The sequence below is a fragment of the Algibacter sp. Ld11 genome (assembly GCF_045066735.1).
Lineage (GTDB): Bacteria > Bacteroidota > Bacteroidia > Flavobacteriales > Flavobacteriaceae > Algibacter.
Genome location: NZ_JBISHH010000024.1, coordinates 639,550 through 651,692, shown reverse-complemented (window position 1 = coordinate 651,692; position 12,143 = coordinate 639,550). Strand labels below are relative to the sequence as shown.

Genomic DNA, 12,143 nt, shown 5'->3' with positions numbered 1-12,143 from the left:
GCTAAGAATAATAATCATTCAAAAACTTTACAATAGAATATCCAATTTCTTGGCCTAAATTACAAGGAACAGCATTTCCTATTTGCTTGTATTGTTGAGAGATAGACCCCATGAACCTCCAGTCGTCCGGAAAGGTTTGAATTCTAGCATACTCACGAACAGTAAAAGGTCGTGTTTCATCTGGATGACACCTTTCAGTTTGCTTTTGTGCAGGACTACAAGTTAAAGTTAAACTAGGTTCATCCCAACCTATACGTCGAGCCATTCCCGTTTTTCCACCACCTAAATAAAAACTTTTACCCATATATTCTTTTTGTAATTCTAAAGGTAAATCTCTCCAATAGCCTTTTGGTGGCACTAAATCCAAAACTACTTTTTTATGTTCAGGATATTTTGAACCTTCAGATTTTGGGACATCAGAGTCGTACAATTTTCCTTTTTTTAAAGCATCTGATAAATTATAAATGGTTTGATACGGTTTTGGATATTCATATTTAATATCAATATCTTTTCTGATACCCACTAAAATTATACGTTCTCTTTTTTGAGGCACTTTATAATTAATTGCTTTTAAAACCTCAACAGGAACAACATTATAACCAATCTCATCAAGAATTGATAACATTCCTTTAAGCGTTTCTCCTTTTTCGTGAGAACGCAATCCTTTTACATTTTCACCAATACAAATTGGAGGATTGACTTCTTTAACTGCACGTGCAAATTCGTAAAACAAAGTCCCTCTAGCATCCTCTAAACCTAGTTTTTTTCCAGCATAACTAAAAGCCTGACAAGGAAAACCACCAGTAACAATATCAACTTCTCCATTAAATTCTTCAAAATTAAAAGATTTGATATCTCCTTCTAAAACATTCCAATTTGGTCTGTTTTCTCGTAATGTTTGACACGCCCATTTATCAATTTCGTTTAATGCAACACATTTTATCCCTGCCTTTTCAAGCCCAATTGCTAAGCCTCCAGCTCCAGCAAAGAGTTCTAAAACTTTAAATTCTTTAATTGGTGTTTCAGAATTATCTACATCTTCGTCAAAATTATCAAACAAGGGTTTGATTAGATTATTAATATCTTCCTTTTTATATATGCGATATTCACTAATAGGCTCTCTTAACGCAGAAAGCTTCCCTTCTTTATCCCATCTTCTTAAAGTTTCTTTACTTTTGCCCAGTAATTCGGCAGCTTCGGAAAGCGAATAACAATCTTTCATAACCATCTTATCCAACATTATACAATGGTTACAAATTTATAAAAAAACTTAGATTAATTTTAAAGTTATTTCATCTTTCTTTATTAAGATAAAATTTTCAAACTCTCTAAACATTCTACTCCGAGTAACTTTAAGTCTCGTTCATCAATTTTTTTCTTAATTTTCAAAACTTCCAAATAACGCTCCAATTGTTTAGTTGTAAGTACATCTACTTCCAAATCCTTTGCATAAACAGCACTTAACCAAGGAAACGAATAGCGAGTATTAAGCGCTCTCATCTTAACTCTTGATTTATCATTATCTTCTATAAATTCAAGAACCAAATACAAATCATTTGGATCTTCATCATAATTCGGTGTGTGAAATTTTACAATTTGCCCTCTTCTATTTGGTTTCATAATATAAATATTTTTACCAAAAAATAGAGTCTAAACCAACCATAGTCAACAGACAATTAGTATCATTTTTATTGATTCTCTAAAATTTGCCTACTCATAATTTCAATAGCTTCTTCTTTTCCTAAAATACACCTTAATTCAACTAAAATCTTCCCAATCCAGTCAAAATAAATATTTATCAAGTCACTCATCAATAAACTTTATCCATAATTTGTTCATAAAACGATAAATTATGATAATTACAAAAGTATTAGGACTTACAAGTACATTAACGAAGAGTAAAAAAGCTAAAATTGCCATTCTACTTATAGAAGTCGCTGTCTTGGCACATGCTGTAGCAACAAGAAAAGGGAAAGCTTCAAAAAAAATAGAACCTTAGAATTTAGTTTTATCTGCCCTCAAAAAACTCCTTCCACTTAATTGCGGGATTGGTTTTTCGGTTTATAAAAGCATGTGTAGAGCTGCTAATTATTAAAACCGCAGCTGCTATTAGCGCTGTATAAGCAACAACCGTATTAGCATCGCTATTAGCAATATAAATAGCTATTAATGCCCAAGCTCCAACAAGAGCAAACTCGCGCATGTTTCGTTTCCAGGTTACGCGCAGATTTATGGCTGTTGCAATGGCTATTAATAAAAGCGTCCAAAATGTTGGCGACAAGCCAAAACCGCCCCAATTGTATTTCACTAAAACAGCGGCTACGTTGGCAATACTAGCCACGGTAATCCAACCGCTATAAATTACAAATGGCCACCATAGAAACACAATAACAGAAAAAGGCGCATCGAACAGTTCCATTTTATTTTTAAGTACAATTTGTAGCAACGCGAATAGAATAAGAAATATAAATAAACAGGACAGCAAGGTATAACCGTAAATCCAGGTTACAATCCATAAGCAATTAGCAAAACATGAAATTACAAACCACCAACCTGTGGTTAGAATAAAGGCATCGTCTCTAACTTTTACAAATAAACTACGGCCTTGGTAAAACATAAACCCAGCTAACAGCAAATAGATTAATCCCCAAATGGCAAAGGCATAACCTGCGGGTGTAAATAAGGTGTTGTATGTTTTAGAAACCCTCCCAATGGTGGTATTATTTAATAAACCCGTGTTGGATAAATAGTTCATGACTATAACACACACAAATGCAACGCCATTAAGTATTTGTAGCTGTTTTTTCATATTATCGAATATAACAAAGTAAAACTACACTTAAAAGTATCTACAGAAAAAACTTAACGACGTTTCTTTTTACTTCTAAATTTTGCTTTGTTCTTGCGCTTATTAAAAGGTACAGCATCATCAAAAGTGTGCTTAGCATCACCAGTTGGTTTGTTTTTACGCCACTTCTCTGTTTTTTCGGGTAAGAGTACTTTTAGTAAATCTTGACGCCCTAATTTGTTTAAAGTCTTTTTAATCCAGTCTTTATTTTCATCTTTATACCAAAAGAAAAAACGATGTTGCTCATCTTTTTCCTTTCGAGTAATAGGCGTGTTTACTTTTTTAAGTGTGTATGGATGGTAACCACTATAATAAATAACGGTAGCTACAGTCATTGGTGTTGGTGTAAACCCTTGTACTTGCTCGAGTTGGAAACCCATATCTTTAGTTTCGGCAGCGAGGTTTGCCATATCTTCCACTTCACAAGCCGGATGATTGGATATAAAGTAAGGAATTAACTGTAGTTTTAAGCCTTTAGCGATATTGATTTTATCGAAACGCTCTTTAAACTTATGGAAATACGAAAACGATGGTTTACGCATTAGTTTTAAAACAGGATCACTGGTATGTTCTGGCGCTACTTTAAGTCGTCCCGAAACATGCTTCGTCATCACCTCTTCCGTGTAAGCATCTAATTCTTTTGGATCGGCATTTTTATTAAATTCCGGCACCAACATATCGTGGCGAATACCCGAACCAATAAACGATTTTTTTACTTTTGGATGACTATCAACCGCTTGATACAATTCGGTTAAAGGCTTGTGAGAGGTATCTAAATTGCTACAAATAACAGGCGAAATACAAGAAGGCGCCACACATTTATCGCAAATAGACTGCACTTTCCCTTTCATTTGATACATATTGGCACTAGGCCCACCAATATCACTTAAATAGCCTTTAAAATCCGGCATATTAGCAACCGTATCTACTTCCTTTAAAATAGATTCTTGACTACGAGAGGCAATAAATTTGCCTTGGTGTGCCGAAATAGTACAAAAGCTACAACCACCAAAGCATCCACGGTGGATGTTAATGGAAAACTTAATCATTTCGAACGCAGGTATCGGTCCGCGCTTATTATATTTTGGATGTGGTAAACGTGTATATGGGTAATCGAAAGAAGCATCAATTTCAGCTTCCGTCATCGTTGGGTACGGCGGATTTATCATTAAGGTTTTATCCCCAATTTTCTGAAAAATACGTCGCGCAGCCAATTTATTAGACTCCTGCTCTATCACTTTAAAGTTAGACGCGTATTTTTTCTTATCCTTTAAACAGACTTCATGCGAAGCTATTTCAACATCTTCCCAATTACTATTTTTTGGTATTTTTTCACCTTCATCTAAAAGCACAGCCGTTTGCAATACCGTATTTATACTACTAAATGGCACGCCTCTTTCTAGCAAACGCACTACTTCGCGCAAGGGTTGTTCGCCCATACCGTAAACCAACATATCGGCTTTCGAAGTTTCTAAAATAGAAGGCAATAATTTATCGCTCCAATAATCGTAATGCGTCACACGACGTAATGACGCCTCGATACCACCAATTAAAACAGGTGTATCTGGCCATTTTTCTTTTAAAATTTTAGAATAAACCGTTGTTGCGTAATCTGGACGAAACCCAATATCACCATTTGGTGTATAAGCATCCTTATCACGGCGCTTTTTATTGGCATTATAATTACTAATCATCGGGTCCATGCAACCACCAGTAACACCAAAAAATAATTTTGGAGCACCAAGCTTTACAAAATCCTGAAGGTTATCGTTAACATTGGGTTGCGGAACAATCGCAACACGCAAGCCAAAACTCTCTAGCATACGCCCAATAACTGCAGGCCCAAACGTTGGGTGATCTACATAAGCGTCGCCACTGAAAAGGATAACATCTAGTGCTTCCCATCCGCGTATTTTCACCTCTTTATTTGTGGTAGGTAACCAATCTGATAGTTGTAGTTCTTGCATAACGCTACAAAAATAGTCAAAAAACGATTCGTTGGCATTATAATTCTAGTATTTCGGGCGTTCCCTTCGGGCCGTGCTTTCCGCTATATCTTTTTAAAACACTAAGTTTTCATCTAAAAAACGGTTCAACGCCATCCCACTTTAGCCTATTCCCAAATGTTAAATCTAATTTAAGTTTTAAAAAGGATGCCGCATCAATCACTAACGCGGGCTCGTTTGCTATTTCTGGCAATGGCTTTAAGTTAGTTTCTGCTCTTGGAAAATTTAACGACAGTAACTAAACACCTTAACATATTTTTTTAAAAACCGATTAACGGTGTTTTTAAACATTTAAACGGCTTAAATTCAATAAAATTCTTTTTTATGTAAATAAATACAACTAATCTTGTGTAACCTTTAAAATAAAATTTTAACCATTAAAAAGATTCTTTATGCACAAAATTACTTTTCTATTCACATCCCTTTTTACATTTTTTATAAATAGTAATTACTTACAAGCTCAGGTTACACCTGTATCAACAACCATGGAGTTTGGCTCATCTACTTTAGTATTGGCAGCAGCAACGAATCCGAGTGTTGATCAAAGCGCCCATACTCTTTTAAATGGCTTTGATGTATCCATGACTTCGTCGGGTATAAGATATATAGCATTTGCATTATCAGGAAACGGATCGGGAACTACCCAAACAGCTTCAGGAAGTGAGGCCGCTTTATATTTTGGAGGAGATGCAAATGGCACAAGCAATTCATGCACACTTTCTACAGATTCAGGAAATGAAATAGGTATTACAAGTTTTGATTTTGCCTATGAAAATAATTTAGGCCCCATCACCCTAACCTTTACAGCAGAAGGAAAAAAAGATGGAATTATAATAGGCACAAAAACCATATCAGCCCCTCATAATACATTAATAAATGTAGATTTAACCTCCTCAATAACAGGGGCATTTACAGATATAGACCAATTAGTACTAACTCCATCATCACCAATTACGGGAGGATGGACCATGGATAGTATTATTGTTACAGAAAAACATACATTGGAAGTTTCTAAACAAGAATTCAATGACAAAATAACCACTTACCCTAATCCATCTTCTGATTTTATTTATTTCAAAGGTTTAAGCAAAAACGAGAATTACACAGTTTACAATTCTATAGGAACCAAAATTTTTAGCGGAAACACCAATAAAGAAATAGACATACAGAATTTAACAAATGGAATATATTTATTGAAACTTGATAATGGAAATACCTCCAAATTTATAAAACAATAAACTTATACCGGCGCGAGTTTACAACAGATGCCAATAGCAATAAATCAAAAGCTTCATTTTATTTAAAAAATGAAGCTTTTATAATTTTAAAAGTTATTAAACAAAACCACACGCTGCAGCTAGTACAAAACCCTAAATTTGATTTTACCCAAGGGTTAGATGCTATGCGCAGGTTTGTAATGCGGATTTTAAACTTGTAGTTCTATACATGGATTATAGCTTAAGCCTAAGTTAGCCTGCATAAAATACATCAATTTAATCTATAAAGCAGACAGCTCGTTAACAGGTAGTGTTTCGTTAAACTTTTTTACTGCTTTGGTATCATAAATAACTTCTTCACTTTTATCTAAATACACGGCGTAAACAACCAAAGTGTTTTTCTTTCCGGTAGATGTTGCTAAATCGAGTGTGTTTTTTCTAATTAAAGTATCTTTTCGTTCTTCTGAAAACACATTAAATCGACTTAAACTATATGTGTAAGACACGGTAGATACAATACGGTAAAACTTTATTTTTTTCTCTACCACCTCTACTGGAGCTTCAACAGCCTCAATAGTTTTGGCGATACTTAAATCTCTTTTAGCCGGTTTAGCTCGTTCGGCAGCGTAACTTGAATCGTAAGTTTCATTTAAACCTAGACCTACTATATCGATATTGAATACTTTAACATCGCCATTAATATAAACCATAGCCGTATATGCGCCTGTTTTAAGTCTATCTAAATCGATATCAATATTTTTAGCTTGATTTTCGAATACCGTTTGCTCTGTAGTCTCTTTGTTATACAACAACACTTTATTTATAACATATTTAGAGTCTGATAAACCCAATGTATTATCAACTAGAGTTGTGCCCAAATTTAATGAGGCGTGTATATTTGGAAGCAATTTGCTTTGCGCATTTAAACCCATTGTACAGAGTACAATAAACATGAATACTTTTTTCATAACATTAACATTCTTAATAAGGTTCCTAGATCTTGAGGGGGTAGATTGCAATAGGATTATTAATTACTGTAAACTGATATGTTCCTATTTTAGATCTATTAACACCTAAAGCCATTTCAGTAAAACAATAATTATACCGCAAAGATAATTTGAATCTAAAGTGTGAAAAAATAGTTTAGAAACTAAAACCTTTTTTTTAGATGAAGCAATAAAAAATTAGGTTAATCGACTTAAAAACCAAAATTTTTGAATTTTACTTTTAGATGAAATAACAAGAAAATAAGACGAAAAGATCTACAAATCGATAGCTTTTAAGCTTTCTATCCTATTTCTAACCAAGAAATCGTCAATAGTTTCAAAATGTTCAATAACACGTTTTTCTTTAAACTCAAATACTTTGTTTGATAAACCTTGTAGAAAATCTCTATCGTGCGACACTAAAATTAGTGTACCATCAAAATCTTGTAAAGCTTCTTTTAAAACATCTTTCGATTTTAAATCTAAGTGATTTGTAGGTTCATCGAGAATAAGAAGGTTTACGGGTTCTAATAAAAGCTTCACCATAGCAAGCCTGGTTTTTTCACCACCAGAAAGCACGCTTACTTTTTTATCAATATCGTCGCCTTTAAACATAAAACGACCTAAAATATTTTTAATTTGTGTACGTACATCGCCTTTAGCAACTTCGTCTACGGTTTGAAAAATAGTTAAATCTTCGTCTAACAAAGCGGCTTGATTTTGAGCAAAATATCCCACTTTAACATTGTGGCCTAAACTACATTCGCCTTCTACATCAATTTCGCTTAAAATGGCTTTTATCATGGTAGATTTTCCTTCACCGTTTCTACCTACAAAACAAACTTTTTCGCCACGGGCAATAGACATATTAGCATTATTAAACACCACATGCTCTCCATAAGATTTTGAAACATCTTTAACAGTAACTGGATAATCACCAGAACGCTGTGTTTTTGGAAAACGTAGCTTTAAAGCCGATGTATCAACATCGTCCACTTCAATAATTTCTAATTTTTCCAGCATACGCTCGCGGGACGTTACTTGGTTGGTTTTAGAAAACGTGCCCTTAAAACGATCTATAAACGCCTGATTATCGGCAATAAAACGCTGCTGCTCTTGGTAGGCTTTTATTTGGTGCGCACGCCTATCTTCTCGCAATTGCAAGTAATGCGTGTAATTGGCTTTATAATCGTAAATGCGCCCCATAGTAACTTCTATAGTACGGTTTGTAATATTATCAATAAACGCTTTATCATGAGAAATTACGACTACGGCTTTAGCTTTGTTCAGTAAAAAATCTTCTAACCAAATAACAGATTCTATATCGATATGGTTGGTAGGCTCGTCTAACAATATAAGGTCTGGTTTCTGTAGTAAAATTTTAGCAAGCTCTATACGCATACGCCATCCACCACTAAATTCGTTGGTATTTCTTGTAAAATCATCTTGTCTAAAACCTAAACCATTTAAAGCTTTTTCAACTTCAGCATCGTAATTTACATCTTCTAAGGCATAATATTTTTCACCCAAATCGGATACGCGCTCAATAATTTTCATATACTCGTCCGATTCGTAATCCGTACGGGTTTCCAATTGTTTGTTTAAGCCATCCATTTCATCACGCATGGTATACACGTGGCTAAATGCTTTAGAAGCTTCATCGAAAACCGTAGTATCATCTTCAGTTAATAAATGCTGAGGTAAATAAGCGATTACAGCTTCTTTTGGACAACGCACGTTACCACGTGTTGCATTTTGTACCCCTGCAATAATTTTCATCATTGTGGATTTTCCTGCACCATTTTTTCCCATTAAGGCAATTTTATCGTTTTCATTAATAGTAAACGATACATCACTAAATAGCTTGGTTCCACTAAATTCTACGGCTAAATTATCAACTGAAATCATATTATGAGGTATAAGAAAGCGCAAAACTAACAAAAGAGAATCATTAGAAAACATAAACTATTCAAAAAATTATTAATTATTAACCAACGCATAACTAACTGACGACAATAGACTTACATCCCAAACCCCCAATAACGGCAATGGTTTCAAAATAATTGTTAACATAAATTTTGTAATCAACAACACTAAAAAGCGTCTTAAAGTGCTTAACAAAAAAAACATAATGCTATGAAAACTAAATTATTTTTAACTCTAATTGCACTGTTTAGTATTACGATACAAAACACTCAAGCTCAAATTAACCCTGATGGTTTTTTCAACAAAAAAGGTGAGGCTAACATTTCACTGTCTTACACGTTTGCAACCTACGAGAAATTTTATTTAGGCGCAGATGAACAAGATGCTGTGCCAGCTCACAACCAAATAGACCAAAACATATATAATGTATATGCCAACTATGGTATTACAGATAATATTACGGCTATCGTAAACTTACCCTATATTGAGGCCACAGGTGATGGTGTTGCAGATCCTGTAAACGGATCAACAGAGCAATCCGATTTTCAGGACATAAGCTTATTAATTAAGTGGGCACCTTTTGTAACAGAACATAAACATGGTACAACTACCGGTATTATTGCAGTTGGTGGATCTTACGCTTTTGATTATGAACCTAACGGTATTCTTTCTTTAGGTAATGGTGCATCGTCTATCGACACTAAATTAGGATTTCAATACAATAACAACTCAGGTTTTTTTGGTAATGCATTTGTTGGGTACTCGATTAGAGGTGAAGCTGATAATACTTTAGGACTAGGCACAGGCGCCAAATTTGATGTTCCTAACAGTGTTAACACACAAATAAAATTAGGGTATGCAGGAAAATCTTTTTACGCAGATGCTTGGTTTGATGCTCAAAAAAGTAATGGGAATTTAGATATTAACTCATCTAACTTTGCAGGTAACTTCCCAGAAACTAAGGTAGATTTTTCTAGAGTTGGTTTAAACCTATATGCCCCAATAACAAAAACTATTGGTGTAAGCCTTGCGTCTGGAACCATAGTTAGTGGTAGAAACATAGGCAAAGGCACTTTTTATTCTGGTGGTATTACTATAGGACTAGGAAAATAAATTACAAACTTTACTGAATAAAAAAGCTAGGTGAATTAAATTTACCTAGCTTTTTTTTATTACACTTTATATAGATGCCTTAAACAGCTAAATATCAATACTTTTAATTTTATTAAAAGAATATAGCACACTATTTGGTAATCAAATATATAATCGTAAATTTGCAAACTCTTTTTAAGAGAGGAATGTTTAATAAAAATAAATTAAAAACGTGGACACATTAAGCTACAAAACGATTTCAGCGAACAAAGCAACTGCAGATAAGCAGTGGGTTTTAGTTGATGCTGAAGGACAAGCACTTGGTCGTTTAGCTTCTAAAGTTGCAAAACTTTTAAGAGGTAAACACAAGCCAAACTTCACACCTCACGTTGATTGTGGTGATAACGTAATTGTTATCAACGCAGAAAAAATCAGTTTATCTGGTAACAAATGGAACGACAAGTCGTACATTCGTCACACTGGGTATCCAGGAGGTCAAAGAAGTTTAACTGCTACAGAATTGTTTGGAAAAGATCCTTCAAGAGTAGTAGAAAAATCAGTTAAAGGAATGCTACCTAAAAACAAATTAGGTGCTGAGTTATTCCGTAATCTTACCGTTGTTGTTGGAACAGCTCATAAACATGAAGCTCAAAAACCAGCTGTAATTAATCTAGAAGAATTTAAATAACATGGAAGTAATTCACAAAATTGGCCGTAGAAAGACGGCTGTTGCTCGTGCTTATGTTTCTACAGGAACAGGAAACATTACGATTAATAAAAAAGACTTAACTAACTATTTCCCTACAGCTACTTTACAGTACAAGGTAAATCAGCCTTTAGTTTTGACTAACAATGACAGCAACTTTGATATTACAGTAAATGTATATGGAGGTGGTATTACTGGACAAGCTGAGGCTGTTCGTTTAGCAATTTCTCGCGCTATGTGTGAGTTAGATGCAGAGAACAGATTAATCTTAAAGCCAGAAGGTTTATTAACAAGAGACCCAAGAATGGTTGAACGTAAGAAATTCGGTCAGAAGAAAGCTCGTAAGAAATTTCAATTCTCGAAACGTTAATATCCTGGACATGGTTCAGGATCTGTTTTACAGATGCCTTTATCATTTCAAACAAAATAAAAAAACAAGTTATTGTTGTCCTTCCTTATTAATAAGTTAGGATTTAGTTTAGCATCTAAATGAAGCCACAAGCCCAAAAGCTTAAATGGAACATTGCTAATTCAACAGAACGTAAACTATTATTACAAAATGGCAGTAGAAGTAAAAGAATTACTTGAAGCAGGTGTACATTTCGGACACCTTACACGTAAGTGGGATCCAAACATGGCTCCTTACGTATATATGGAGCGTAATGGCATCCATATTATCAACTTATACAAAACAGCAGCTAAAATTGATGAAGCTGGAGAAGCATTAGCAAAAATTGCTAACTCTGGTCGTAAAATTTTATTTGTTGCAACAAAAAAACAAGCTAAAGATATCGTTGCTGAAAAAGCGGGATCTATTAACATGCCTTACATCACTGAAAGATGGCCTGGTGGAATGTTAACTAACTTTGTTACTATTAGAAAAGCTGTTAAAAAAATGGCTACTATCGATAGAATGAAGAAAGATGGTACGTTTTTAACGTTATCTAAAAAAGAGCGTTTACAAGTTGATCGTTTAAGAGCGAAGTTAGAAAAAAACTTAGGTTCTATAACTGATATGACACGTTTACCTGGAGCTTTATTTGTTGTAGATATTAAGCGTGAGCACATCGCGATTAAAGAAGCACAAAAATTAAACATTCCAATTTTTGCAATGGTTGACACAAACTCTGATCCACGCCAAGTGGATTACGTTATCCCTGCAAATGACGATGCTTCTAAATCGATCGATAAAATTTTATCTCACGTAACTTCTGCAATATCTGAAGGTTTAGCTGAGCGTAAAGCTGATAAAGATGCTGCTGCATCTGCAAAAGAGGAAACTCCTAAAGCAAAAGCTGCACCAGCACCTAAAGCATCTGCTGAAGAAGAAGAATAAAATAACATTAACAAAACACAAATAAG

Annotated in this window: 12 protein-coding genes; 6 read left to right on the top strand and 6 right to left on the bottom strand. The window is 34.3% G+C overall.

Annotation, left to right across the window (positions count from 1 at the left end):
- Position 1: 1 nt before the first annotated feature.
- Positions 2 to 1,228, bottom strand: coding sequence for a DNA (cytosine-5-)-methyltransferase (dcm, locus tag ACJJV4_RS13120; protein ID WP_405295421.1), 1,227 nt, complete (start codon positions 1,226 to 1,228; stop codon positions 2 to 4).
- Between the two features lie 77 nt (positions 1,229 to 1,305).
- Entirely contained in the window at positions 1,306 to 1,620 is a 315-nt protein-coding gene (locus tag ACJJV4_RS13115; protein ID WP_405295129.1) for a hypothetical protein, read from the bottom strand.
- 232 nt (positions 1,621 to 1,852) lie between these two features.
- Between ACJJV4_RS13115 and ACJJV4_RS13110 the strand changes: the two genes are divergently transcribed.
- Complete coding sequence (locus ACJJV4_RS13110; protein WP_405295127.1) at positions 1,853 to 1,999, top strand: hypothetical protein; 147 nt, start codon at positions 1,853 to 1,855, stop codon at positions 1,997 to 1,999.
- 9 nt (positions 2,000 to 2,008) lie between these two features.
- Here ACJJV4_RS13110 and ACJJV4_RS13105 read toward each other — a convergent pair whose 3' ends face one another.
- Positions 2,009 to 2,809, bottom strand: coding sequence for a tryptophan-rich sensory protein (locus tag ACJJV4_RS13105; protein WP_405295125.1), 801 nt, complete (start codon positions 2,807 to 2,809; stop codon positions 2,009 to 2,011).
- Positions 2,810 to 2,862: 53 nt separating this feature from the next.
- Positions 2,863 to 4,815: a YgiQ family radical SAM protein gene (locus ACJJV4_RS13100; RefSeq protein WP_405295123.1), complete on the bottom strand. Its 1,953-nt coding sequence runs from the start codon at positions 4,813 to 4,815 to the stop codon at positions 2,863 to 2,865.
- A gap of 431 nt (positions 4,816 to 5,246) precedes the next feature.
- On the opposite strand from ACJJV4_RS13100, the gene ACJJV4_RS13095 reads away from it, so the two are divergent.
- Positions 5,247 to 6,092 carry a T9SS type A sorting domain-containing protein gene (locus ACJJV4_RS13095; RefSeq protein ID WP_405295121.1) on the top strand — a complete coding sequence of 282 codons (846 nt, stop codon included), beginning with the start codon at positions 5,247 to 5,249 and terminating at the stop codon, positions 6,090 to 6,092.
- A gap of 260 nt (positions 6,093 to 6,352) precedes the next feature.
- Here ACJJV4_RS13095 and ACJJV4_RS13090 read toward each other — a convergent pair whose 3' ends face one another.
- Both ACJJV4_RS13090 and ACJJV4_RS13085 read right to left on the bottom strand, forming a co-directional pair.
- A complete protein-coding gene (locus ACJJV4_RS13090) occupies positions 6,353 to 7,039 on the bottom strand; it encodes a hypothetical protein (RefSeq protein ID WP_405295119.1) in 687 nt (228 codons plus the stop codon).
- A 294-nt stretch (positions 7,040 to 7,333) separates the two neighbouring features.
- Complete coding sequence (locus ACJJV4_RS13085) at positions 7,334 to 8,965, bottom strand: ABC-F family ATP-binding cassette domain-containing protein (protein ID WP_405295117.1); 1,632 nt, start codon at positions 8,963 to 8,965, stop codon at positions 7,334 to 7,336.
- A gap of 228 nt (positions 8,966 to 9,193) precedes the next feature.
- Here ACJJV4_RS13085 and ACJJV4_RS13080 point away from each other — a divergent pair, with 228 nt between their 5' ends.
- From ACJJV4_RS13080 to rpsB, 4 genes are all read left to right on the top strand, one after another.
- Positions 9,194 to 10,096, top strand: a complete 903-nt coding sequence (locus ACJJV4_RS13080) for a hypothetical protein (protein ID WP_405295115.1) — start codon at positions 9,194 to 9,196, stop codon at positions 10,094 to 10,096.
- 211 nt (positions 10,097 to 10,307) lie between these two features.
- Positions 10,308 to 10,763, top strand: coding sequence for a 50S ribosomal protein L13 (gene rplM / locus ACJJV4_RS13075; protein WP_405295113.1), 456 nt, complete (start codon positions 10,308 to 10,310; stop codon positions 10,761 to 10,763).
- 1 nt (position 10,764) lies between these two features.
- The gene (gene rpsI, locus ACJJV4_RS13070) at positions 10,765 to 11,151 is read left to right on the top strand and encodes a 30S ribosomal protein S9 (RefSeq protein WP_042496568.1); all 387 of its coding nucleotides are present in this window, start codon (positions 10,765 to 10,767) and stop codon (positions 11,149 to 11,151) included.
- Positions 11,152 to 11,340: 189 nt separating this feature from the next.
- Positions 11,341 to 12,117: a 30S ribosomal protein S2 gene (gene rpsB, locus ACJJV4_RS13065; RefSeq protein ID WP_042496565.1), complete on the top strand. Its 777-nt coding sequence runs from the start codon at positions 11,341 to 11,343 to the stop codon at positions 12,115 to 12,117.
- Positions 12,118 to 12,143 lie beyond the last annotated feature (26 nt).